The sequence below is a fragment of the Corallococcus sp. AB045 genome, from assembly GCF_003668895.1.
GTDB lineage: Bacteria > Myxococcota > Myxococcia > Myxococcales > Myxococcaceae > Corallococcus > Corallococcus coralloides.
Window position 1 is genome coordinate 1 of sequence record NZ_RAWN01000122.1, and the last position, 23,167, is coordinate 23,167.

Below are 23,167 nucleotides of genomic sequence, written 5' to 3' on the forward strand. Positions count from 1 at the left end.
AAGAGACAGGGGGAGGGGGGACCTGGCGAATCGCAGGCAAAGAAACACCGCGAAACTTCGTCTGTGTTCAAGCCTCGGGGTGGGCTATTTCGGCACGTCGCGAGGACGCCAGGCCGCTGTATCTGCGGGGTGGCGAGCGTCTGGCTTCAGAGCGAAATGCGCCTGGTGACGGCTGGGACGTGCGGGCGCTTCCCACGCCTGGAGGCGCCACGGGGGCGCCTCCAGGGGAAAGCCAGTCAGGCCGTGATGCATCCAGCTTCAATCATTCACAGGCAATGTATCACGTCCATTCTTCCGGCCCAGCGACGTGAGGAAGTTCCACGCGCTCTTCTCCCCGCCCAGGTACGTCTGGAAGTGGTTCTCCCCGGGACGGTACAGGTCCGTCTGCTTGAGCCGCTCGTGCAGCGCGGGCAGGTGGTAGTAGGGCACGGACGGGAAGAGGTGATGGGACAGGTGGTAGCTGGCGTTGAAGGGCGCGATGAAGAAGCGCTCGAACCAGGTGGCCGCCTCCACGTCCCGCGTCTCGTGCGTCTCATCCGGGGTGGCGGGGGTGAAGGGGTGCTCCACCACCGCGCGGATGCGGAAGGCCATCATCATCAGCGTCAGCGACGGGATGGACCACAGGAGCAGGTAGTGGAGCCAGCCGCCCGTGAGCGTGAGGAAGGTGATGAAGCCGGTCAGCCACAGCGCGTAGCGGAGGTGCTCCGCGCGGGACGGCGGCGAGCCGCCCTTGCCCAGCGCGCGGCCCGTATAGGACCAGGGAATCATGATGCGCAAATGGGACAGGGTGAAGATGCCCACCATGTCCCCCAGCAGCACCAGCGCAGTGCCCCAGCGCGTGCGAGGGAACATCCACGCGTGGTCGCGCTGCGCCGTGCGCCAGTACGGGTCCTTCTCCGTGTTGACGTAGCGGTGATGCTCCGCGTGCTCCTTGCGGTAGCCCTCCGTGGTGATGTTCATGGGGAACGCGCACAGCAGGTCCGCCAGCACGTCATTGGTCTTGCGGTTGGTGAGCAGGTGGTAGTGCGAGGCTTCGTGCACCAGGCTCAGGAGCGCGTGCTGCCGCGAGGAGATGACCACCGCGGCCAGCACCCACGCCCACCACCGGTCCACCTGCACCACGAACGCCACCGACAGCGCGATGATGAGCCATTGGCGCGCCACCGCCCACAGGCCGCGCGCGTTGGTCACCAACGACAGCTCCCTCACCGACGCCGTCAAGGCACGACGGTCAAACGCACGGGAGGTGACCGCTTCCGAGTCATCCAGCGACAACGGTTCTGGAACGGCAAGCATCTGGGGACAGACCTCCTGCCGGGTGCGAGCGCTCTGGCGGAAGGCCGGGAGGTCGTTTCCTCCCCCGTCCAAGGCGACCCCCTGCCGCACACCCCGGTTCATGTGGGACTACACCGCCTTGGCGGTAATAGTCTCATACCATGGTAATTATGAGGTCTGAAAGACCCGCTCAATCTTACAGCCCGGACGGATGTGGCGGGTCCAATGGGTGGCTGGGAGCGGCTTGTGTTGAGTGGTGCCCAGAAGGCTGCCCCCGGGGAGGCCTGGCGTTCGTGAAGACGGGGGCCCCAGGCCTTTTGGCGGGTGCGATGGAGGGGGATGTCCGTACACTGGACGGGAACCCCTTTCCGCATTCGCGGCGGCCCCAGGAAAGGCGGGGAGGTTGCTGGACCTCCCCTTGAATGGATGCAGGCACCCTTCGACTTCCAGAAGCTCTTCGAGCTGTCGCCCAATCCCTACATGCTGGTGGACCGGGAGCTCCGGTACGTCACGGCGAACACGGCCTACCTGCGGGTGACCGCCAGCCGGCTGGAGAACCTGGTCGGGCGCACCCTCTTCGAGGCGTTCCCGCACGACCCGGACGACCCGAACAACGCCAGCTCACGGATGCTGCGCGACTCGTTCTTCCGCGTGCTGACGGAGCGGGTGCCGGACACGCTGGCCATCATTCCCTACCGGGTGCCCCGCCAGACGGACGCGGGCGTCGTGGTGGAGGAGCGCTACTGGAGCGCCACGCACACGCCCCTCCTGGACGGGCGGGGCGAGGTGGCCTTCATCCTCCAGCACACGATGGACGTGACGGAGCTTCATCAGCTCAAGCAGGCCGTGCGTGACGCGGAGGTGTCACAGGACGGAGGGCCCCGGACGCAGTTGATGGGCGGGGTGCTCGCGCGCGCGCAGGCGGTGCAGGAGGCCAACCGGGTGCTGGACGACGAGCGCCGGCACCTGCGGCGCCTGTTCGAACAGGCGCCGGGCTTCATGTGTTCGCTGAAGGGGCCCGAGCACGTGTTCGAGCTGGCCAACCGCTCCTACCTCCAGCTCGTGGGACACCGGGACCTGCTGGGCAAGACGGTGCGGGAGGCCCTGCCGGAGGTGGCCGGGCAGGGCTTCTTCGAGCTCTTGGACCGGGTGTTCACGACGGGCGAGCCCTTCGTCGGGCACAACATGGGGCTGCACCTGCAGCGCGAGCCCGGGGGGCCGCTGGTGGAGGCCTTCCTGGACTTCGTCTACCAGCCCGTCATCGAAGCGGACGGCAGCGTCTCCGGCATCTTCGTCCAGGGCCACGACATGACGGCGCAGAAGCGGGCGGAGGACGAGCTCGCGCGCCACCGCGACCATCTGGAGGTGCTGGTGCGCGAGCGCACGCGGGCGCTGGAGGAGAGCGAGGCAGAGCGCCGGCAGGCGGAGGCCGCGCTGCTCCAGGCGCAGAAGATGGAGGCGGTGGGCAAGCTCACCGGCGGCGTGGCGCATGACTTCAACAACCTGCTCCAGGTGGTGAGCGGGAATCTCCAGCTGCTCCAGCGCGACACGGTGGGTGACTCGCGCGCGCAGCGGCGCCTGGAGACGGCGCTGGGCGCGGTGGAGCGCGGGGCGCGGCTGGCGTCGCAGCTGCTCGCGTTCGCGCGCAGGCAGCCCCTGGCGCCCACGGCGCTCAACCTGGGCCGGCTGGTGCGCGACATGGACGACCTGTTGCGCCGCGCCCTGGGCGAGGACGTGGAGGTGGAGACGGTCATCGCGGGCGGGCTGTGGAACACGTCCGTGGACCGCAACCAGTTGGAGAACGTCATCCTCAACCTGGCCATCAACGCGCGCGACGCCATGGACGGCCGGGGCAAGCTGACCATCGAAGCGGGCAACGCGATGCTGGATGACCACTACGCGATGCTGCACCAGGAGGTGACGGCGGGGCAGTACGTGCTGCTGGCCATCTCCGACACGGGCTCCGGCATGACGCAGGAGGTGATGGAGCGCGCGTTCGAGCCGTTCTTCACCACGAAGCCGGAAGGGCGCGGCACGGGCCTGGGGCTGAGCATGGTGTATGGCTTCGTGAAGCAGTCCGGCGGCCACGTCAAAATCTACAGCGAGCTGGGCCACGGCACGTCCATCAAGATCTACCTGCCGCGCACCTTCCAGGCGGCGGTGCAGCCGGCGGAGCCTGGACCGGGGCAGGTGGAGGGCGGCACGGAGACCATCCTCGTGGTGGAGGACGACGCCGCGGTGCGCGCCACGGTGGTGGAGGTGCTCACGGAGCTGGGCTATCGCGTGCTCAAGGCGCACGACGGCCAGAGCGCGCTCGCGGTCATCCAGAGCGGCCTGCCGGTGGACCTGCTCTTCACGGACGTGGTGATGCCGGGGCCGGTGCGCAGCCCGGAGCTGGCGCGGCAGGCGAAGGCGCACCTGCCGGACCTCGAGGTGCTCTTCACGTCCGGTTACACGGAGAACGCCATCGTGCACGGCGGCCGGTTGGACCCCGGCGTGAGCCTCTTGTCCAAGCCGTACCGGCGCGAGGACCTGGCGCGGAAGATCCGCGCGCTCCTGCGCGGACGCGAACAGCGGCTGGCGGCGAAGCCGTACCGCGCGCCCACGCCCGCGCCCGCCGAGGCGCCGTCGAAGGGCGCGCTGCGCATCCTCCTGGTGGAGGACGACGCGGACATCCGCGAGTCCGCGTCCGAGCTGATGACGGACCTGGGGCACACCGTGCTCGCGGTGGAGAGCGCGGAGGCGGCGAGCGAGGCGCTGGCGAAGGAGCCCTTCGACCTGCTCTTCACGGACGTGACGCTGCCGGGCAAGTCCGGCGTGGTGCTGGCGCGCGAGGCCGTACGGCTGTATCCAGCCCTGCGAATCATCATTGCCTCCGGAGACTCGCGCGCGGTGGCGGCGGAGGACGGCCAGGCGCTGGAGCGTGTGGTGCTGCTGCCCAAGCCGTATGACCTGAACCAGATGGAGCGCGCGCTGGAGCAGGCCGCCATGGACGCGGGTTCCTCCGCACGGACGCGGTCGGCGTGACGGACGCTCGGGCCCGGACGGGCGAAACCATCTACGTGTCCACGCTGCCGGGCCTGGAGCCCGCGCTGGAATCAGAGGCGCGCGAGCGGGGGCTGTCCTTCCGGCGCGCGGAGGGCGGCATCGAGTGCGAGGGCCCGGTGGGCCTGCACCAGACGGCGAACCTGCACCTGCGCACCGCGAGCCGCGTGCTCCTGCGCCTGGGCACGTTCATGGCGCCCACCGCGGACGCGCTGGTGCAGGGGCTGCAAGCGCTGCCCATGGCGGGCGTCTGGGACGGCAAGGTGCCGCTGCGGCTGTCGGTGACCCTGCACCGCTCCGTGGCCCCGGGGCCGGCCGTGGTGCTGGAGTCCGCGGCCGTGGCCTGGGACCCGTGCGAGGTGACGGTCGCGGGACACCTGGACGAGGAGGGTGGGGGGCCGGGGCTCACGCTGCTGGTGCGCGGCGAAGGAGAGCGCTGGACGGTGAGCGTGGACACGTCCGGTTCTCCCCTGTACCAGCGTGGCTACCGGCAGGAGGTGGGGCGCGCGCCCCTGCGCGAGACGCTGGCCGCGGGCATCCTCCGGCTCGCGGGCTACGCGGGGGACGTGCCGCTGGTGGATCCGATGTGCGGCTCGGGCACGTTCCTGGTGGAGGGCGCCTGGCTGTCCCAGCGCCGCGCGCCGGGCCTGCTGCGCACGTTCGCGTTCCAGTCCTTCCCGTCCTTCGACAAGGCCGCCTGGGCGCACCGCCGCGCGGAAGCGGAAGCCGAGGGGCTGGCGGAGCCTCGCGCGCCCATGCGCGGATACGACCTCAACGCGGGGGCGCTGGGCACGGCGCGGCGCAATGCCAGACGCGCGGGCGTGACGCTCACGCTGGAGCGGCATGACCTGCGCACGCTGAAGGCCCCGCCGGACGCCCCCGGGCTCGTGGTGGCCAACCCGCCCTACGGCAAGCGCGTGGGCGAAACGGAGGACCTGCCGGACCTCTACCGCGCGCTGGGCGCGACGTTGAACGGCGCGTTCCGCGACTGGCGCAAGGCGCTCATCGTCCCCGAGGATCCGAAGCTGGTGGCGACGCTGGGGCTGAAGGGCGCGCGGCAGCTCCCGGTGAAGAACGGCGGCCTGCGCTGTCTGCTGGTGCTATCGGGCGCTTGAGCTAGAGCGGCAGCACCAGCTCGAAGCGCGCGCCGCCCTCGGGACGCGCGCCCGCGCGCACCTTGCCTCCGTGCGCGAGCACCACGCGCCGCACGATGGCCAGGCCCAGGCCGCGGCCGTTGGCGCGGGTGAGGAAGAAGGGCTCGAAGACGCGCTGCGGATCCAACCCGGCGATGCCCGGGCCCTCGTCCTCCGCGCTCAGCGAGACACCCTCCGGCACGCGGCGCACCTCCACGCGCACCGTGCCTCCGCGCGGCGAGGCCTGGATGGCGTTGCGCATCAGGTGCGTGACGGCCAGCTGCAACAGCGTCTCGTCTCCGGACAGCTCCGGCACGTCCGGCGCCTCGTCGAACGCCACGCGCGGCTTGGGCAGCTCCTCCCGGCCGTGGAGCAGCTGCGCGAGCGCGCGGTGCACCAGCTCGCCCAGCGACACGGGGCGCGGCCGGGGCTCCAGCGGGCGCACCGCGTCCAGCAGGTCGCGCACGATGTCCTCCAGCCGGATGGCCTCCTCCTCCAGCATCTCCACCGCGGAGGCGCCCGCGGGCCCCAGGCGGGGTTCGCGCTTGAGCACCGCCACCGTGTTGAGGATGGCGCCCAGGGGGTTGCGGACCTCATGGGCCACGACGCCCGCCGCCTCGCCCAGCGCCGTCAGCCGCTCGCTGGCGATGAGCTCGTTCTGCAGGCGGGACACCTCCGCGAGCCGCGCCTCCGCCGCGCGGTGGTGCCGCACGTTCTCCAGCGCGCCGCCAATCAACTGCGCGAACAGCTCCAGCGCTCCCGCGTTCGCGGGCGTCAGCGTGGTGGACTGAACCGCCAGCACGCCAAAGGGCTCGTCCCCCACGAAGATGGGCGCGTCCAGCGCGCGTGAGCCCGGCGGGTAGATGCGCTGGATGGTGTCCGCCACCTCCGGTGAGTGCAGCCGCCGCGCCATGCTGAACGCGTCCGGATGGAACACCGCCCTGCGGCTCGTGAGCACCTCTTCCAGGTGCGGCATCCCCGAGCGAGGGAAGCGCACCGCGTGCACGTCCTGCCCGTACAGCCGCGACGCCGCGGCCAGGCTCTCCGCCTCCTGGCGCATGGGCCCGTGGCGCAGGAAGTCCCCCTCCAGCAGCATCACGGAGACGTAGAAGCCCTGGCGGTGCAGGGAGTCCACCGCCAGCTCCAGCACCGCGCCCTCATCGCGGCAGCGCAGGAGCTCCGCCGCGGTGGCCACCAGCATGGTGGACAGCGTGCGCACCGCGTCCCCGCCCTCCGCGTCCAGCAGCAGCACGAGCTGCTCCTCCGGCACGCGGCCCGGCGCGGTGACAGGCGACAGCACGTGCTGGCTTCCGTCCGCGCCGCGCACGCGCACCCAGGCGGGCCGCACCGGGGTGGGCTGCTCGCCGCGCATCAGCGCTTCGCACAGGGGCTCCACCCAGGAGCGCTCCTCCGGCCCGAAGTGCGCGGCGAGCTCCAGCAGCGACGGCAGTTCGTCCTCTCGCAGGCCCAGCAGCGTGCGCAGCGCGGTGTTGGTGAACACCAGCCGGTCGCCGCGAATCACGAACAGCGGCACCGGCAGCGCGGGCAGCAGGCCATCCAGCGTGCCGGGCGGGCCGGAGACGCTCATCGCCGCCCTTTCGTTCCAGGGGAACGGCGGCCCGGAGGCAATCGCCGCGCGGGTGCGCCGTAGGAAGGGATGAAGGCGTTGAGCACTGGAGGAAACACCATGAACTTCGCGAACGAGTTGGACCGCCGGGACCTGGAGTTGAAGTCCGTCATGGTCGTGTGGGTCGCCTTCGTGGCGATGAGCGCGGTCTTCCTGGGCCAGTTGTTCTGATCCCCGAGCGAAAGCCACCCGCCCGGGAACCTGTCAGGGCTTCTTGGGGCGGCGGACGTACTGCTGGATGAAGTCCCGCTCTTCCGCGCGCAGCGAGCTCAGGCGCAATCCGTAGCCGCGGGGGTTCTTGCCGTCGTCCAGGGAGTTCTCCCAGATGACGGAGCTGCGCAGGGTCATCACGCGCTCCGGATCATCGAAGCGCAGGGTCAGCTCCACCTGCGTCCCCAGCCGCAGCGGTCGGTCCGTGCCGATGAACAGGCCGCCCGACGACAGGTTGATGATGCGGTGGTCGGTGAAGATGCCCGTGTTCTTCATCGACACCTTCACGTCCGCGTGGAGCCGGTCATCCGACCGGCGCTCCAGGCCCACGAACTCGGCGCTCGAATACGAGGGCGCGGGGGCGGCCATGGGGCGCCGGACGGGCGCGGGCGGCGGCGGCGCGGGAGCCGGCGTGGGCTGCGGCGGCGTCACCGGACGCGTCGTGGGAGTCATCACCGGAGGCGGCCGGGGCGGCGCGGGCGGAACCACCGGACGCGTCATGCTGCCCGGCGCGGGCGTGGGCGGAATGGAGGCGGCCACCGGACGCGTCATGCTGCCCGGCGCGGGCGTGGGCGGAATGGAGGCGGCCACCGGACGCGTCATGCTGCCCGGCGCGGGCGTGGGCGGAATGGAGGCGGCCACCGGGCGCGTCATGCTGCCCGGCGCGGGCGTGGGCGGAATGGAGGCGGCCACCGGACGCGTCATGCTGCCCGGCGCGGGCGTCGGTGGAATCGCGGCGGCCACCGGACGCGTGAGGGAACCCGGAACAGGCGTCGGCGGAATCGCGGCGGCCTGCGGCGTCATCACCGGTGGCGGACGCGCGGGCACCGCGGTTCCGCTCAGCGGCAGCGGCGCGGAGGGCATCGTGCCGCTCATGTCCACCCGGGGCGGCGGGGGCGCGGGCGGATGCATCGCGCCCTGGAGGAAGAGCGTCTCCGCCTCGCGGATCCGCCGCGAGAGGAAGTCGAAGATCTCAACGGAGACCTTGCGCAGCTCCGGATGAAGATCCGGCGACAGGTGCTCCGGTGAGAAGCGCTTCGCCATGCGGAAGAAGGCGAGCCGGAACTCATCGAGCGACGCCTGCGGCTTGAGCCCGAACACCTCGTGCGGCGGCAGGTGCAGCAGGCCGCGCAGCTGGTTGCGCAGGCGCTCGGCCTGCTGGTTTTCGAGGGAGGACGTGGGCGCCGCGGTGGTGAACAGGTCGCGCACCTCCGGGAGCTCCTGGAGCGCGACCCAGTTCGTGCCGTCGCGCGACGCGCGCACGGCCGTCTTCAGGCGACCCGAGGAGATGAGGTCGCGGAAGGCTTGCAGCTGGAGGGGGCCCAGCACGCGGCCGAGCGAATCTCCCACCCAGTAACCGACAACGGATGACGACACGGGGACCTCGGTGGAATCAGGACGCGAGCGCCTGGCGTACGGCGGCGGCGATCTCCAGGGGATGGAAGGGCTTGCCCACGAAGCCCATCGCCCCCGCGGCGATGGCCTGCTCCACCACCGGCTCCGCGTCCATGCTGCTGATGACCAGGACGCGCGTCTCCGGCGAAACACTCTTGATGGCGCCCAGCACCTCCAGCCCGCTCTTCTTCGGCATGAAGAGGTCCAGGAACATCACCGCCGGCTGCTCCTTCTCCGCCAGCGCCAGCCCTTCCTCCCCGTCCGCGGCCTCCAGCAGCCGCAGGTCGATCCCCGTGTCCGCGATGACGTCCTTGAGGATGCGGCGCACGAAGCTGTCGTCATCCACCAACAGCAGGGTAGGTAGTCCAGGCATGGGTGGCAGGATACATAAGACGCGCGACGTTTGGGCGCGCGCATCCCACGTGCCTGCTCGCCTTTTGGGTTAAGGGGTGGGCATGTCCACCAATCCCGCGCTGTCCCATTTCGAATCCCACAAGGCCGCGTACCTGGAGGACCTCAAGGCCCTCGTACGCATTCCCAGTGTGTCCTTTCCCGGGTTCGACGCGGGCCTCGTGCGCAAGAGCGCGGAGGCCACCGCGGCCCTGTTGAAGGACCGTGGATTTGAAAACGTTCAGTTGCTCGAAATCGAGGGCGCGCATCCGTATGTCTATGGCGAGGTGCTCAAGGCGCCGGGCCGCCCCACGCTCCTCCTCTACGCGCACCACGACGTGCAGCCCGCGGGAGACGAAGCGGCCTGGAAGAGCCCGCCCTTCGAGCCCGAGGAGCGCGACGGCCGCCTGTACGGACGCGGCGCGGCGGACGACAAGGCGGGCATCGTCGTGCACACCTCCGCCGTGGACGCATGGCTCAAGAGCACCGGCCAACTCCCACTCAATGTGAAGGTCATCATCGAGGGCGAGGAGGAGGCGGGCAGTGACCACCTGGGTGCATTTCTCCAGAAGCACGCGAAGCTGGTGGCGGCGGACGCCATCGTGTTGACGGACACGACGAACTTCGACACGGGCCTGCCGTCCATCACCACGGCGCTGCGCGGGCTGGTGACGGTGGACGTGGAGGTGCGGGGGCTGCATCAGGCGGTGCACTCCGGCATGTGGGGCGGGCCCATTCCGGATCCGGCGATGGCGCTGTGCCGGATGCTGGCGTCGCTGACGCACGCGGATGGCTCCATCGCGATTGAGGGCGTGATGGAGCAGGTGAAGCCGCTGACGGACGCGGAGCGCCAGAGCATCCAGGCGCTGCCCGGTGACGACGCGACCTTCCGCGAGCAGGTGGGCCTGCGCGAGGGCGTGCAGATGTTGGGCGGTGGGCGGCACCCCTGGGAGACGAACTGGCGCCAGCCGAGCCTGGCCATCAACGCCATCCAGGCCAGCAGCCGCAAGGACGCGCGCAACATCGTCGTGGAGTCCGCGTGGGCGCGCGTGGGCATCCGCGTGGTGCCGGACATGGATCCGGAGGACGTGCAGCGCCGGCTGGTGGCGCACCTGAAGAAGGTGTGTCCGTGGGGCCTGGAGCTGGAGATCCGCGAGGACCAGGCGTCCGGCTGGTGGTACACGGATTCGTCGCACCCGGCGTTCCAGGCGGCGTTCCGCGCGCTGGAGAAGGGCTACGCGAAGAAGCCGGTCACCATCGGGTGCGGTGGATCCATTCCGTTCGTGGAGCCGTTCGCGAAGGAGCTGGGCGGCGTGCCCGCGCTGCTCATCGGCGTGGAGGATCCGTACACGTACGCCCACTCGGAGAACGAGAGCCTGCACCTGGGCGACTGGGAGAAGGCCATCCGCTCCGCCATCCACCTCTATGAGGAGCTGGCGAAGTCGCTGAGCCCTCGCGGCTGAGCGGGAGTGGCGTCGTGCCGCGAGGACGTGGCCACGAGCCTGGAGGGCCCGTGGCCGCGTGCGCTACAGGCCGCGGAAGCGGTCCGTGGCCTCGATGAGGGCGGAGGTGTTGCCGGGCTCGTTGGCGGAGTGGCCCGCGTCCGGCACCATCACGAACTGGGCCTCCGGCCACGCGCGGTGCAGGGCCCACGCGCTCTCCGGCGGGCACACGACGTCATAGCGGCCCTGCACGATGACGGCGGGGATGTGGCGGATGCGGTGCACGTCGTCCAGCAGCTGGGTGTCCGTGCGCAGGAAGCCCCGGTTGAGGAAGTAGTGGCACTCGATGCGCGCGAAGGCGATGGCGAAGTCGTCGCCCGCGTTGCGCGCGATGAGCTCCGCGTTGGGGTACAGGCAGCTGGTGCGGCCCTCCCACACGCTCCACGCCTTCGCGGCCTCCTGCTGCGAATGCTTGTCGTCGCCCATCAGCCGCTTCGCGTAGGCCTGGAGCAGGTCGCCGCGCTCGTCCTCGGGGATGGGCGCGAGGAATTGCTCCCACGCGTCCGGGAACATCGCGCCCGCGCCGCGCTGGTAGAACCAGTCGATCTCCTGCTTGCGCAACAGGAAGATGCCGCGCAGCACCAGCTCCGTGACGCGCTCCGGGTGGGCCTCCGCGTACGCGAGCGACAGGGTGCTGCCCCACGAGCCGCCGAAGAGCATCCAGCGCTCCAGGTCCAGGTGCTCGCGCAGCCGCTCCATGTCCGCCACCAGGTCCCAGGTGGTGTTCTGCTCCAGGCTGGCGTGCGGCGTGCTGCGGCCACAGCCGCGCTGATCAAAGAGGATGATGCGGTACACGCTGGGGTCGAAGAAGCGGCGCTGCTTCGGGTCGGTGCCGCCGCCCGGGCCACCGTGCACGAACACCGCGGGCTTGCCCTTCGGGTTGCCGCTCTCCTCGAAGTACAGCGAGTGGCCCCCGGTGACCTTCAGCTGGCCGGTGCGGTAGGGCTCGATGGGGGGATAGAGCGTGCGCAGCGGCGTGGGTGCGGGCACGGGGTTCCTTCCTTGGGAATGAGGTGCCGCGCAACCTAACAACAGACGGCGCCCCCGGGGCGAGCCGTTCAGAAATACCACGTCAGCCCGAGAACGAGTCGCCACGGTCCTCCTTCGACGGTGGTGCCGCGCTGATGCGTGCCGCCATCACGCTCCTGGAAAATTTCACGCCGGAGCGGCCAGGCCTTGTCGTCCGCGTGGGCCGCGCCGGAGGAGAGGGGACGAGCAGCGTGAAGCGACTGCGGGGCACGGGGCCTCCGGGGGAAGGGACTGCAATCCCTCTACGGAGTGGCCGCCGTGCCCTGGTCATCTCCGCTCAGGGCTTCGGAGGTTCCGGCGGCTTGGGCGCGGGAGGCACGCCGCGTCCGGCCTGGGCCACCATGCGCACCTCGGCGTTCTCCCCGAGCGCGAAGCCGTCGCCCTTCGTCTCCAGGTCCGTCGCCTCGATGACGTCTCCGCGCTGGAGGTGGAAGAACTTCTCGTTCTTCTCCGAGCGGTGGCGCTCCTGCATCGCCAGGCCCACGCGCCCCTCCGGCCCGCAGCCGATGTAGCGCTGGCGGCCCTTGCCCTCCAGCGACTCGCTGACGATGCGGAACAGCCGGCCCGGCGGCGGCTCCGGCCATGGCTCGCCCTTGGGCGCCAGCAGCAGGTAGCTCATCTTGAGCGATTCCTTGTGGAAGCCCGCCACGCGCGCCAGCTCCTCCACCACGCGGGGCATGGGCCACGCGCGCTCGGCGTGGCACCAGTCCGTCTCCTTCACCAGCGCGGGGCACGCGCCGCGATACATGCACGGCGCGCGGATGGCGTAGCCGCGCTCCACCATCAGGTCGCGCACCTTGAGCAGGTTGCGGCTCGTCTCGCGCAGCGCGGGCTCCATCACCAGCAGGCTGCCGCCCTTCTTCACCTTCGCGAGCACCGACTCCAGCAGCGCCGCGCGCGGCTTCAGCGCTTCGTCCGTCGCGCCGTACAGCTCATTCACGACGTGCCCCATCGTGATGAGGTCGTACTGGCCCTCCGGCAGCGTGGCGTTCTTCTTCAGCGGATCCCACTCGCGCGTGGCCATGGCCTCGCCGGCCTCGGTGGCCAGCTCGCGTGCCAGGTTCAGCGCCGGCTTGCTGCGGTCCGCCGCGGTCACTTCACTGGCGCCCGCGTCCATGGCCGCGAAGGCCACGGGGCCCGGGCCGCTGCCCAGGTCCAGCACCTGCCGGGGGCGGTTCGGCAGCTCGCCCAGCACCTGGCGCGCCTGGGCGTAGGACACCGGCCAGTAGAAGAGGAGGTAGGCGCCCAGGAGGCGCGGGTCGTCCATGTACCGGGCGCCGGCCAGCTGGCGCTCGCGGGTGAGGCCGTGGGACAGCTGCTTCACGCCCGCGCCCACCTCCTTGACCTCCTGCGGCGTGAGGCGGCCTTCCGGCCCGTCCTCTCGACCCCGGGACGCGCGCCACACGGAGATGAGCCGGGGCAGCCATCGCTCCAGGTCCTTGCTGTATGCGTTGCTCATCGTTGCCTTCACATCAGGGGTCGCCACCCGGAGGCGACCGCGTTAAACCCATCCCGCCATGATTTCCGTCCGCGGACTGCGCAAGCACTATCAGGTCCACAAGCGCCCGCCTGGCCTGAAGGCGGCCCTGCGCTCGCTCGTCCACCGTAGCTACACGACCGTCAAGGCAGTGGACGGTATCTCCTTCGGCATCAAGCCCGGGGAGCGCGTGGGCTTCCTGGGCCCCAACGGCGCGGGCAAGACGACGACGCTCAAGGTGCTCGCCGGCCTGCTCCACCCGTCCGAGGGTGAAGTCACCGTGGATGGCCACGTGCCCCGGCTGCGCGAAGAGGCGTTCCTCAAGAAGATCATGCTGGTGATGGGGCAGAAGCAGCAGCTCCTGTGGGATTTGCCGCCGTCGGAGACGTTCGAACTCAACCGCGCCATCTACGACGTGCCCCGCCTCCAGTACAAGCAGACGCTGGATGAGCTGGTGTCGCTCCTGGAGCTGGGGGACCTCATCGGCAAGCCCACGCGGCAGCTCAGCCTGGGGGAGCGGATGAAGTGCGAGCTGGCCGCGGCCCTCATCCACCGCCCCCGGGTGCTCTTCCTGGACGAGCCCACCATCGGCCTGGACGTGTCCATGCAGGTGACGATGCGCGCGTTCATCAAGGCCTACAACGAGCAGACGGGCGCCACGCTCATCCTGACCAGTCACTACATGGACGACGTGGCGGCGCTCTGTCCGCGCGTCATCGTCATCGACAAGGGGCAGCTGTCCTACGACGGCAGCCTGGACGCGCTGGTGCAGCGCGTGCGCCCGGAGAAGCGCGTGGTGCTTCGGCTGGGCCAGCCGGTGGACGCGGCCCTGTTGACGGCGCTGGGCAAGGTGGTGTCGCACGAGCCGGGCTCCGCGGTGCTCCAGGTGCAGCAGGACGCGGTGAACGCCACGGTGGGCCGCGCGCTGTCCACGCTGCCGGTGACGGACCTGACGGTGGAGAACGCGCCCCTGGAAGAGGTGATGAGCGAGCTGTTCCAGGAGGGCAAGGCCCGCCGGGCGGAGGCCGCCCGGGAGGCGGTGACGGCGTGAGCCTGCGCACGGCCCTCAAGGCGCTGCCCACGATGCTGCGCATCGGCTTCTCCGAGGCGGTGGCCTACCGCGCGGAGATGATCATCTGGGTGCTGGCCACCACCATGCCGCTCATCATGCTGGCCCTGTGGTCGGCGGTGGCGCGCGGCGGGCCGGTGGGCCGCTTCGGGCAGGCGGAGTTCACGGGCTATTTCCTCGCGGCCTTCTGCGTGCGGCAGATGACCAGCTCCTGGGTGGCGTGGCTGGTCAGCTACGAGGTGAAGCAGGGCACGCTGGCGATGCGGCTCTTGCGGCCCATCTCCCCGCTGCTGTCGTACGCGACGGAGGTGCTGGCGGGCATCCCGCTGCGCGTCGCCATCGTCCTGCCCGTGCTGGGCATCAGCCTGTGGGCGGCGGGCACCGAGCACGCCGTGCCCACGTCGCTGGGCGGCTGGGGGCTGTTCGCGCTGGGCATCGTGGGCGCGTGGCTCATCACGTTCTATCTGAACGTGCTGCTGGGCACGCTGAGCCTGTTCCTGGAGAGCAGCCAGAAGCTGATGGAAGTCTACATGGTGCTGTTCTTCGTCTGCTCCGGGTACATGTTCCCGGTGGAGTTCTTCCCGCCCGGCGTGCGCACGGTCATGGAGTGGCTGCCGTTCCGCTACCAGATGGGGCTGCCGGTGGAGCTGATGACGGGGGCGCACGCGACGAAGGAGGCGTGGGCGCTGCTGGCCGCGCAGTGGACGTGGGTGCTGGGCCTGGGCGTGGTGTCCATGGCTGTCTGGCGGCGGGGCCTGGCGCGCTTCGCGGCGTTCGGAGGGTAGGGCGGTGGTGAACGCGAAGCGCTACCTGCGCCTGTTGGGCGTGCAGTTGAAGGCCTCCGGGTTGCTGGCGTTGCAGTACCGCGCGGACTTCCTGGCGGAGGGGCTGACTTCACTCGCGTGGACGTTCACCGCGCTGGCGCCGCTGTTCGTCGTCTTCGGCACGCGGCCCAGCATCGAGGGATGGACGTTCCAGGAGTCGCTGCTGGTGGTGGGCTGGTTCACGCTGCTCCAGGGCGTGCTGGAGGGCGCCATCAGCCCCAGCCTCACGGGCATGGTGGAGCACATCCGCAAGGGCACGCTGGACTTCGTGCTGCTCAAGCCCGCGGACGCGCAGTTCCTGGTGTCCACGCAGCGCTTCCTGCCGTGGCGCGCGGTGAACGTGCTGTCCGGCGTGGGGCTGTTCGTCTACGCGTTCATCTCACTGGGGCGCTGGCCGTCGCTGCCGGGCGTGTTCGCGTCGCTGGTGTTGCTCGGGACGAGCATGCTCATCCTCTACTCGATGTGGATCCTCGTGGTGAGCGCGGCCTTCTTCGTGGTGAAGGTGGACAACCTCACGTACCTGTTCACGTCCATCTTCGACGCGGCCCGGTGGCCGTCCTCGGTGTTCCGGGGCTCGCTGGCGTGGGTGTTCACCTTCATCATCCCGCTGGCGCTGATGACCACCTTCCCCGCGCTCGCGCTGCTGGGCCGGCTGCCGTGGACGTGGCTCGTGGGCGCGGTGGTGGGCGCGGTGGCGTTCGCGGCGATGGCGCGGTGGGTGTGGCTGATGTCCATCCGCCACTACACGTCCGCGAGCAGCTGAAGCCTCAGGGCCGGGGCCGGGGCGCCTGCCGGGCCCACTCCGCGCGGACTACATGGGGCAGGAGCTTCGCGTGGGCGTAGCCGGGGTAGCGCTCCTTCAGCTTCGCCTCCACCGCGGCGAGCGGATCCGCGCTGGGGTGCTGCGAGCGCCGCTCGCGGGTCACCTCCTCGCGCACGGCCTGGACGTAGGCGGTCTGCGCGTCCAGCAGCTCCGGCCCGCCGGGCAGGCCACGCCCCGGGTGGATCCACTTCGGCTTCAAGGCGCGTAACTCATCCAGGCGCTGGAGCCACTCGGTGGTGTCGCCGCCTTCAAACCAGGTGTGCGTGTCCCGCGCGACGAGGTCTCCGGTGAAGAGGTGGCCCTCCCATTCCACGACGACGTGGGCCGCGCTGGAGCCCGCACCCAGGACGTGGGCCTTCAGCGTGAGGCCCGCCGCGCTCAGCTCCCGGGTGCTGTCACCGAAGCTGTCCGCCAGCACGAGCTCCCGGGGATAGCGGCCGTTCCAGTACTGCTTGAAGAGGGAGGGCGCCCACTTCTCGTGGACCGCGGGGATGCGCTCGCGCACCGGGCCGGAGGTGACGACTGGAACGCCCAACTCCTTGAGCAGGGCCGTGCCGTTGAAGCTCTCTGGATTCGCGTGGAGGACGATGGCGAGCTTCGCCTCCTTGCCGGTGACGTCCCTCGCGAACGCCAGCTCCTTGCGCAGCGCGGAGGGCAGCAATTGCGTGTCGATGAGGACCAGGCCCTCCGGACCTTCAATCCAATAGGACGCGGTCTGGAGTGACCACTGGGAGGAGATGTATTCGCCGACCCGGAGGTCGCCCTGCTCCTGGAGGGAGTGGGAGCGGTAGTGGGTTTCGACGACGGGCTGGGTCGCGCCACAGCCACACAGGAGGGAGGCCAGCGCGGCGGCGAGAATCATTCTCATGAATCCCGATGATACCCGCGGATGATGATTGATAGGAATTCCGCTGTTGTCTTCCCTTCGTCTGGGTTAAGGGGCCGCCCCCCCCATGCGGTGAGAGCCGCATCCCCATGAAGTGAAGGAAGTCCCCCTCGATGATCCGTATCCGTTTTCACGGCCTGCTGGCCGCGCTCGCGCTTGCGTGCGCGACAGCCTGTGCCCCCGAAGCCCCGTCTTTCATTGACGCTCCCTCCACCTCCACCTCGCGCCTGGACGCGTCTTCGTGGGGCAGCGCCGGCACCATGGCCTCCGTGCGCGTGGATGCCACGGCCACCCTGCTGCGCAATGGTTATGTGCTCGTCGCGGGCGGGGGCACGTCCGCCGCGGAGCTGTATGATCCGCGCACCGGCCGCTGGTTCTCGCTGGGCGCCATGGCCACGAGCCGCCAGCGCCACACCGCCACGCTGCTGGCCTCCGGCAAGGTGCTGGTGGTGGGCGGAGGCACCTCCGTGCTGGCCTCGGCCGGCGCGGAGCTCTTCGCCCCGGACACCAACAGCTGGTCCGCCGCGACGGGACTGGACCTGCCCCGCTCCCAGCACACCGCGACGCTGCTCCCCGACGGCCGGGTGCTGGTGGTGGGCGGCGACAGCGGCTTTGGCAACGCGCTGTCCAGCGTGATGATCTATTCCCCCGCGACCCACTCCTGGTCCGTCACCGGCCGGATGAGCGCGGCCCGCCTGGGCCATGCGGCGACGCTGCTGCCGGATGGGAAGGTGCTGGTGACGGGCGGCCGGGACAGCGCCAACGGGAACGTGCTCGCGACGGCGGAGCGCTATGACCCCGCGACGGGTGAGTGGACGGCGGTGGGCCGCATGGTCACGCAGCGCACGGGGCACACGGCGACGCTGCTGCTGTCCGGGCAGGTGCTGGTGGCGGGCGGCTTCGCGGGCAGCCTCGCCACGAACACGTCCGAGTTGTTCGACCCGGGCACCGGCACCTGGACGCCCCAGGGCCTGCTGCCGTCCCAGTCCGTCTTCCACACCGCGACGCTGCTCACCTCCGGGCAGGTGCTGGTGGCGGGCGGTTCCACGGGCGGCCAGCCCTACCTGGACAGCGCCGCGCTCTACACTCCGGCCACCGGTGTCTGGACGGCGACGGCGACGATGTCCTCGCGCCGCATCAGCCACGCCGCCGCGCTGCTCCCGTCGGGAGAGGTCCTCGTGCTGGGCGGCGTGCCCCAGGTGGGTTCGCTCAGTGCGACCGCGGAGCGCTACCGCCCGTCCGCCCTGCCGTGGAGCACGGCCGCGAGCCTGGGCTCCGCGCGCTCGCAGCTCAGCGCCACCCGCTTGAACACGGGCGACGTGCTGGTGGCGGGCGGGGCGTCCTCCTCGGGCGCGGCGCTCGTGAGCGCCGTGCTGTACGACGAGGCGACGAACAGCTGGCAGGACACCGGCTCGCTGCGCACCGCGCGCTTCCTGCACTCGGCCACGCCCCTGAATGACGGCCGCGTGCTGGTGAGCGGCGGGCAGCGGGACGCCTCCACCTGGCTGTCCGCCACGGAGGTGTACGCGCCGGCCACGGGGACCTGGACGCAGATGGGAGACCTGGGGACGGGACGAGCCCGTCACACCGCGACGCTGCTCCCGGGCTCCGGCCAGGTGCTGGTGGCGGGCGGCGCGTCGGGCGCGAGCACCTCCTCCACGCTCGCCAGCGCGGAGCTGTTCAACCCGGCCACGGGCACCTGGAGCCCCACGAACTCCATGGCACACGCGCGCACGTACCACGCGGCCGTGCCGCTGCCTTCGGGCGAGGTGCTGGTGATGGGCGGCAGCTCCACCGGGGCGGACGCCATCACCGCGAGCGCGGAGCTGTTCAATCCGTCCACGGGCACGTGGCGGCCCACGGCGTCCATGGCGGTGGCTCGCTACGGCCACATCGCGGTGCCGCTGGCCAATGGCAGCCAGGTGCTGGTGGCGGGCGGCTGGGGCGTGGATGGACCGCTGCGCTCGGCGGAGCTCTACGACGTGGTGCAAGGTACCTGGAGGACCGTGGCGTCCATGAACATGCCGCGCTACCTGCCGCACGCCACGACGCTGTCCACGGGCCGCGTGCTGGTGGTGACGGGGGAGGGTGGCTCGGGGTTGGGCGTGCTCGACTCGGCGGAGGTGTATGACGTTGCGATGAACGCGTGGACGCTCGCGGGCGTCCAGTCCACGCGCAACACGCACCACGGCCTGGCCCTGCTGCCCTCCGGCCGCGTGCTGGTCGCGGGTGGCAGTGGAAGCGGCGGCGCGCGCGCGGCCGTGGACGTGTACTCACCGGCGCCGTGAGTCGGCGGCGCACGGGGCGGGCTCATGCAACGCCTGCCCCGTGTCGCGCGGAGCGCCAGCCCTTGAATCTTCTAGGTCCTGTTTGCAGATAGGTCGAGGCGGCCCGGTTGTTCCCGAGGCATGGGCCGCAAAGACCTGACTGACGCCGAGTGGGAGCGGCTTGCTCCCTTGCTGCCGCCACAGAAGCCGCCGGTTGGCCACCCGCTAGGAGAAGCGCGGCCAGTGCTACCTCGCCATGGTTGTGCACGCCGTCATTCGGCTGTGGCTGTGACTTCCGGTCCGCGACTCGCCGCCTGGCTTCGCGCCCAGCTAGAATGGCGGAATGTCCTTTCCGCTGTTCGTGGAACCCCCCCGGGAGGAGTGGCAGAGACTTCTGGCTGACTGGGCGTGGCTCGTCGATGGCCCCTGCTACCCGCTGGCCGCGACTCTCTTCGGCGACGCCTTCTTGCTCCGGCCGAGTGGGGAGGTCCAGCTACTTGATGCACTTGAGGGCAACCTCAAAACCGTCGCGCCCTCCCTCAAAGAGTTCGAGGCACTGCTCAAGTCGGAGCAGGGGCGGGAATTGCTGATGGCGCAGATGGCCGAGCTCCTCTGGAACAAAGAGGTCCGCCCGCAGCCTGACGAGTGCTACGGGTATCAGGTGCCGCCGATCTTCGGTGGCTCCCTAGGCTCCGAGAACATCCGCGTGTTCTCCCGACTCGTCTACATGTCCATCCAGGGGCAGCTACACCGCCAGGCCCAAGGCGGCTAGAGACGCTTCGGCCTTTGCAAACAGGGCCCAGGCACGAACACAACCTTGCTCTGAATGCCATTGTAGCCGTTGAGCGCTCGTGCGTGGTCCGCTGGCTTCGTGCGTGCCGAAGCAGCCTTCCTGACTGGGGTCATAGCGTGCCGTCAGTGTCGCCCAATCAGTGTGAGCATCGTCAGCTGAGTATTGCGGACCATGAGACGGGCGAGATGGGTGCCGAATTCCGTCGCATTTAGGCAGAGTGCCCATCCAGTGGCATGGCGCGTGAGACGCCGTGCTCTCGATACGACTCGTCTTGCCGTGGACGTGGTTTACGCCCCCGCGTGCGGTGCTTCGTGCGCCGCATCCCTGCGGGAGTAGTACGCGAGGCATTCGTCCTCGCGCCCGCGCACCACGCGTCTGCCATGGAGCGGGCCGACGTGGGAGGTCACCACGGTGTACTGGCCTTCCACGTCGTCCTGGTCGTAGTAGAGGACCACCCAGTCATCCGTGGCGTCCTGCTGGTGCGCCAGCGCCGTGTTGGAGAACAGCGCGCGGAAGTTCCAGTCGTCCACGTGCTCGCGCATCACCGGCAGCCAGGCCTCGCCGGATGGGTTGAAGCGCTTGGGCGCGATGCGACGCAGCTCCCCGGCCTCCGCCCTGCGCCGGTAGTCCGCGTCCACTCGCAGCAGCAGCGCCACCGACGGGCGCGGCCCGTCCTCGCCCCCGTGAGAGCGCGCCCGCTCGCGCTCGCGCCGGTTGCGCCCCAGCCGCGCCGCCAGCACCTCGCGCACCTGCTCCGCGCGCCGGGGGCCGAAACCCTCCACCCGCTCCAGGCGCCCGTCGTGCGCGGCCAGCTCCAGCGCCTCCAGCGTGGAGATGTCCAACGCTTCATGGATGCGCCTGGCCAGCTCCGGTCCGATACCAGGAACGCTGGCGAGCAGGCTCTCGGGGGAAGCCTCACCTTCCAGCCGTTCGAGCAGCCCCACGTGTCCCGTGCGCACCAGCTCCGCGACCGTCCCCGCGATGCTCTTGCCCACGCCGGGCAACGCCCGCAGGCCCGCCTCGCCCTCCGCGGCCAGCACCTGCGCCACGGAGTCCGGCCAGTTCGCGATGGTCGCCGCCGCCTTGCGATAGGCCCCCACCCGGAAGGGCATCGCGTCCTGCGTCTCCAGCAGGTCCGCCACCCGCTCCAGCGCGTCCGCGATGTCGATGTTGCTCTTCCATTCGACGCCCATGGTTCCTGAAAGGTAGGGGCTCCCCGGGAGGGCGACCACCCCGCGGGCCGACACCCGCGCACATGGCGGCCCTTCGCGGGAAAAATTCCCCGCCCCGCAACCGCACCGGGGCCGCCGGGTTGGAAGGAACAGCAGGCAGTCATGCGAACCTGTTCGACCTGGAGGATGACGATGCGCTGGAACAAGACGTTGGCGGTGGGTGCGGCCCTGGTGCTTTCGACGGCGTGCGGCGGGGTGGATGATCAGGAGGCGTTGGAGTCCCTGCCGGACTTCGCGGGCACGTCGCTGGAGATCAACACGGATGCGCTCGCGCAGGACGGCGCCGCGCTCGTGGCCCAGGACCTGATGCAGGTGGAGGCCTCGCTCGACGGCCAGGGCGCCGCGATGCTGGAGGGCGCCCGCCTGGAGGTGAAGGCGCTCAACGACACGCTCCGTCAGGCGCTGGTGCCCATCGCGGACCTGGCGAAGCAGGCCGCCAACGAGCAGCCCGGCGACGTGCTGGTGTACGGCCCCACCGACCGCGCCAACGCCACCTTCAAGCTCGCCATCCGCAAGGGCGCGGGTGGGCGCTACCAGTGGAAGCTGGAGGCCCGTCCGCTGAACAGCGCGGACGACGTCGCCTACAAGGTCATCGCCGCGGGCGCGCTCAGGCGCGACGGTGAGGCGCACCGCGGCCGGGGCACGCTGGCCATCTCCCTGGACAACCTCAAGGCGGTGGCCCCGTCCTACGCGGGCCAGGGCAAGCTGATGATGTCGTTCGCCCACTTCGGCAAGGGCAGCAAGTCGCTGGCGTACCGGCTGGCCAACTTCACCCCGAACCCCGCCATGCACGACGCCGTCACCGGCGCCTTCGTGGGCCACAAGATTGAAGCCACCGGCGTCACCCGTGTGCGAGTGCTCGGCCCGTACAACCTGCCCGGCACCGCGACCTCCGCGAAGGAGAAGGTGCTCTCCACCGTGCGCCACATCCCCGGCTCCGGCGGACGCGTGGACGTGCGCGCCTGGGGCGGCGACATCGCGGCGAACACCTACTACGTGGGCAGCGCCTGCTGGGACAAGCAGGAGAAGGAGGTCTACCGCGTCCTCCTCCAGTGCTCGGACTCGGGCCGCCCGGAGAACTGCACGGAGGTGGCCGGCAGCCGCGTGGGCAGCTTCCAGGCCTGTCCCGCGGTGGAGCTGCGCGGCGACGTGACGCCTCCGGAAGGCACCGGCGACGCCGTGACGCCCGAGCCCGGCAACCCCGGCGCGCCGGACGACGTGCCCACCGACGTCACCCCCGACTTCTAGGCGCCCGGATGGGGATATTGTCTCCCCGCGTGCGGCCCGGGGGGCTCACGCACAAGCGCAAAGGGAGGCGCACGCATGAGCACGGACGGCACCTATCTCGCGGTCTTCCTCAGCAACAAGACGAGCCCGCGCTGGCGGGCCTGGTATGCGATGTCCGAGGACGAGAAGCGCGCGAAGGACCAGGAAGGCTTCGCCGCCCTGAAGGCCTGGGAGGAGAAGTACCGGGACGCCATCGTCTACGAGGGCGGCCCGCTCGGCAAAACCAAGCGGACGTCGCTGGAGGGCGTGGCGGACGTCGTGAACGAGCTGACCGTTTTTGTCGTCGTGCGCGCGCCGTCGCATGAAGCCGCGGCGAAGATGTTCGAAAATCATCCGCACATGGCGATCTTCCCGTGCGACGCCGTGGACGTGATGCCGTTGCTTTCGGGTCCACCCCCCGAGGCGTAGGGGCCGTCAGGGCAGGGCGGATGCCACCACCGCGTCCGCTTCGATTTCCACCAGCATCCGCGGGTCGATGAGCGCCTTCACCTCCACCATGGAGGTGGCGGGGCGGATGGCCGCGAACACCTCACCGTGGGCGCGGCCAATCTCCTCCCAGCGCGAGATGTCGGTGACGTACATGCGCGTGCGCACCACGTCCTCCAGCCGGGCGCCCACCGCCTCCAACGCGGCGCGGATGTTGGAGAGCGCCTGGGCCGCCTGCCGGTATGCGTCCCCTTCACCCACGAGCTGGCCGTCCGCGTCCGTGGCGGTGGTGCCGGAGACGGACACGAAGGGGCCCGTGCGCACCGCCCGCGAGTAGCCCACCCGGGGCTCCCAGGGGGTGCCGGTGGCATGGAGGATGCGCTGCATGGCGTGCTCCGATGTGGGCCTGAGGGAGGGCTGCCCCGGAGGGCCGGAGCCCGGCCGGACCTCCAGGCGCTGCTTGCACAGCTGCAAGGA

Annotated in this window: 19 protein-coding genes; 10 read left to right on the forward strand and 9 right to left on the reverse strand. The window is 70.4% G+C overall.

The window, feature by feature from the left end; genetic code table 11:
- Positions 1-258: 258 nt before the first annotated feature.
- Entirely contained in the window at positions 259-1,296 is a 1,038-nt protein-coding gene (locus D7Y21_RS25960) for a fatty acid desaturase family protein (protein WP_233591999.1), read from the reverse strand.
- Between the two features lie 405 nt (positions 1,297-1,701).
- On the opposite strand from D7Y21_RS25960, the gene D7Y21_RS25965 reads away from it, so the two are divergent.
- Together D7Y21_RS25965 and D7Y21_RS25970 are read left to right on the forward strand one after the other, a co-directional pair.
- Positions 1,702-4,302 (forward strand): response regulator, encoded by a 2,601-nt coding sequence (locus D7Y21_RS25965; protein WP_121716359.1) that lies wholly within the window; start codon positions 1,702-1,704, stop codon positions 4,300-4,302.
- Complete coding sequence (locus tag D7Y21_RS25970; RefSeq protein WP_121716361.1) at positions 4,299-5,435, forward strand: class I SAM-dependent RNA methyltransferase; 1,137 nt, start codon at positions 4,299-4,301, stop codon at positions 5,433-5,435. Before D7Y21_RS25965 ends, D7Y21_RS25970 begins: the two co-directional genes overlap by 4 nt.
- Position 5,436: 1 nt before the next feature.
- On the opposite strand, the gene D7Y21_RS25975 is transcribed toward D7Y21_RS25970, so the two are convergent.
- The 3 genes from D7Y21_RS25975 to D7Y21_RS25985 all read right to left on the reverse strand — a co-directional run bounded on the left by D7Y21_RS25975 (position 5,437) and on the right by D7Y21_RS25985 (position 9,058).
- Positions 5,437-7,041 (reverse strand): ATP-binding protein, encoded by a 1,605-nt coding sequence (locus D7Y21_RS25975; RefSeq protein WP_120567400.1) that lies wholly within the window; start codon positions 7,039-7,041, stop codon positions 5,437-5,439.
- A 243-nt stretch (positions 7,042-7,284) separates the two neighbouring features.
- A complete protein-coding gene (locus tag D7Y21_RS25980; RefSeq protein WP_121716363.1) occupies positions 7,285-8,667 on the reverse strand; it encodes a TIGR02266 family protein in 1,383 nt (460 codons plus the stop codon).
- 16 nt (positions 8,668-8,683) lie between these two features.
- A complete protein-coding gene (locus tag D7Y21_RS25985; protein WP_014399331.1) occupies positions 8,684-9,058 on the reverse strand; it encodes a response regulator in 375 nt (124 codons plus the stop codon).
- 82 nt (positions 9,059-9,140) lie between these two features.
- Between D7Y21_RS25985 and D7Y21_RS25990 the strand changes: the two genes are divergently transcribed.
- Positions 9,141-10,538: a M20/M25/M40 family metallo-hydrolase gene (locus D7Y21_RS25990; RefSeq protein WP_199724638.1), complete on the forward strand. Its 1,398-nt coding sequence runs from the start codon at positions 9,141-9,143 to the stop codon at positions 10,536-10,538.
- Between the two features lie 63 nt (positions 10,539-10,601).
- Here D7Y21_RS25990 and pip read toward each other — a convergent pair whose 3' ends face one another.
- Entirely contained in the window at positions 10,602-11,567 is a 966-nt protein-coding gene (pip, locus tag D7Y21_RS25995) for a prolyl aminopeptidase (RefSeq protein WP_120567397.1), read from the reverse strand.
- A gap of 316 nt (positions 11,568-11,883) precedes the next feature.
- Positions 11,884-13,065 (reverse strand): small ribosomal subunit Rsm22 family protein, encoded by a 1,182-nt coding sequence (locus D7Y21_RS26000; RefSeq protein ID WP_121716365.1) that lies wholly within the window; start codon positions 13,063-13,065, stop codon positions 11,884-11,886.
- 58 nt (positions 13,066-13,123) lie between these two features.
- On the opposite strand from D7Y21_RS26000, the gene D7Y21_RS26005 reads away from it, so the two are divergent.
- The 3 genes from D7Y21_RS26005 to D7Y21_RS26015 are packed head-to-tail and all read left to right on the forward strand — an operon-like array spanning position 13,124 to position 15,739.
- Positions 13,124-14,134, forward strand: a complete 1,011-nt coding sequence (locus D7Y21_RS26005; RefSeq protein WP_121716367.1) for an ATP-binding cassette domain-containing protein — start codon at positions 13,124-13,126, stop codon at positions 14,132-14,134.
- The gene (locus tag D7Y21_RS26010) at positions 14,131-14,937 is read left to right on the forward strand and encodes an ABC-2 family transporter protein (protein ID WP_121716369.1); all 807 of its coding nucleotides are present in this window, start codon (positions 14,131-14,133) and stop codon (positions 14,935-14,937) included. The genes D7Y21_RS26005 and D7Y21_RS26010 overlap by 4 nt, the downstream gene beginning before the upstream one ends.
- Positions 14,938-14,944: 7 nt before the next feature.
- Entirely contained in the window at positions 14,945-15,739 is a 795-nt protein-coding gene (locus tag D7Y21_RS26015; RefSeq protein WP_120567470.1) for an ABC transporter permease, read from the forward strand.
- Positions 15,740-15,743: 4 nt separating this feature from the next.
- On the opposite strand, the gene D7Y21_RS26020 is transcribed toward D7Y21_RS26015, so the two are convergent.
- Entirely contained in the window at positions 15,744-16,661 is a 918-nt protein-coding gene (locus D7Y21_RS26020) for an MBL fold metallo-hydrolase (RefSeq protein WP_121716371.1), read from the reverse strand.
- 137 nt (positions 16,662-16,798) lie between these two features.
- Here D7Y21_RS26020 and D7Y21_RS26025 point away from each other — a divergent pair, with 137 nt between their 5' ends.
- Together D7Y21_RS26025 and D7Y21_RS26030 are read left to right on the forward strand one after the other, a co-directional pair.
- The gene (locus tag D7Y21_RS26025) at positions 16,799-18,973 is read left to right on the forward strand and encodes a kelch repeat-containing protein (RefSeq protein ID WP_233612282.1); all 2,175 of its coding nucleotides are present in this window, start codon (positions 16,799-16,801) and stop codon (positions 18,971-18,973) included.
- Positions 18,974-19,295: 322 nt separating this feature from the next.
- Positions 19,296-19,724, forward strand: coding sequence for a T6SS immunity protein Tdi1 domain-containing protein (locus D7Y21_RS26030; RefSeq protein ID WP_120567392.1), 429 nt, complete (start codon positions 19,296-19,298; stop codon positions 19,722-19,724).
- A 308-nt stretch (positions 19,725-20,032) separates the two neighbouring features.
- On the opposite strand, the gene D7Y21_RS26035 is transcribed toward D7Y21_RS26030, so the two are convergent.
- Positions 20,033-20,938, reverse strand: coding sequence for a helix-hairpin-helix domain-containing protein (locus D7Y21_RS26035; protein WP_120567391.1), 906 nt, complete (start codon positions 20,936-20,938; stop codon positions 20,033-20,035).
- Between the two features lie 141 nt (positions 20,939-21,079).
- On the opposite strand from D7Y21_RS26035, the gene D7Y21_RS26040 reads away from it, so the two are divergent.
- Both D7Y21_RS26040 and D7Y21_RS26045 read left to right on the forward strand, forming a co-directional pair.
- A complete protein-coding gene (locus tag D7Y21_RS26040; protein ID WP_147469375.1) occupies positions 21,080-22,225 on the forward strand; it encodes a hypothetical protein in 1,146 nt (381 codons plus the stop codon).
- Between the two features lie 75 nt (positions 22,226-22,300).
- Positions 22,301-22,672, forward strand: coding sequence for a hypothetical protein (locus D7Y21_RS26045; protein WP_120617439.1), 372 nt, complete (start codon positions 22,301-22,303; stop codon positions 22,670-22,672).
- A gap of 6 nt (positions 22,673-22,678) precedes the next feature.
- Here D7Y21_RS26045 and D7Y21_RS26050 read toward each other — a convergent pair whose 3' ends face one another.
- A complete protein-coding gene (locus tag D7Y21_RS26050; RefSeq protein WP_014399320.1) occupies positions 22,679-23,077 on the reverse strand; it encodes a RidA family protein in 399 nt (132 codons plus the stop codon).
- Positions 23,078-23,167 lie beyond the last annotated feature (90 nt).

Bases quoted from the DNA above. Each gene is read 5' to 3' on its own strand.
- D7Y21_RS25990 (WP_199724638.1), top strand. From the start codon at position 9,141: ATGTCCACCAATCCCGCGCTGTCCCATTTCGAATCCCACAAGGCCGCG.
- D7Y21_RS26000 (WP_121716365.1), bottom strand. From the start codon at position 13,065: ATGAGCAACGCATACAGCAAGGACCTGGAGCGATGGCTGCCCCGGCTC.
- D7Y21_RS26040 (WP_147469375.1), top strand. From the start codon at position 21,080: ATGCGAACCTGTTCGACCTGGAGGATGACGATGCGCTGGAACAAGACG.
- D7Y21_RS26005 (WP_121716367.1), top strand. From the start codon at position 13,124: ATGATTTCCGTCCGCGGACTGCGCAAGCACTATCAGGTCCACAAGCGC.
- D7Y21_RS26045 (WP_120617439.1), top strand. From the start codon at position 22,301: ATGAGCACGGACGGCACCTATCTCGCGGTCTTCCTCAGCAACAAGACG.
- D7Y21_RS25965 (WP_121716359.1), top strand. From the start codon at position 1,702: ATGCAGGCACCCTTCGACTTCCAGAAGCTCTTCGAGCTGTCGCCCAAT.
- D7Y21_RS26050 (WP_014399320.1), bottom strand. From the start codon at position 23,077: ATGCAGCGCATCCTCCATGCCACCGGCACCCCCTGGGAGCCCCGGGTG.
- D7Y21_RS25975 (WP_120567400.1), bottom strand. From the start codon at position 7,041: ATGAGCGTCTCCGGCCCGCCCGGCACGCTGGATGGCCTGCTGCCCGCG.
- D7Y21_RS25960 (WP_233591999.1), bottom strand. From the start codon at position 1,296: ATGCTTGCCGTTCCAGAACCGTTGTCGCTGGATGACTCGGAAGCGGTC.
- D7Y21_RS26025 (WP_233612282.1), top strand. From the start codon at position 16,799: ATGATCCGTATCCGTTTTCACGGCCTGCTGGCCGCGCTCGCGCTTGCG.
- D7Y21_RS26030 (WP_120567392.1), top strand. From the start codon at position 19,296: ATGTCCTTTCCGCTGTTCGTGGAACCCCCCCGGGAGGAGTGGCAGAGA.
- D7Y21_RS25985 (WP_014399331.1), bottom strand. From the start codon at position 9,058: ATGCCTGGACTACCTACCCTGCTGTTGGTGGATGACGACAGCTTCGTG.
- D7Y21_RS26020 (WP_121716371.1), bottom strand. From the start codon at position 16,661: ATGATTCTCGCCGCCGCGCTGGCCTCCCTCCTGTGTGGCTGTGGCGCG.
- D7Y21_RS26035 (WP_120567391.1), bottom strand. From the start codon at position 20,938: ATGGGCGTCGAATGGAAGAGCAACATCGACATCGCGGACGCGCTGGAG.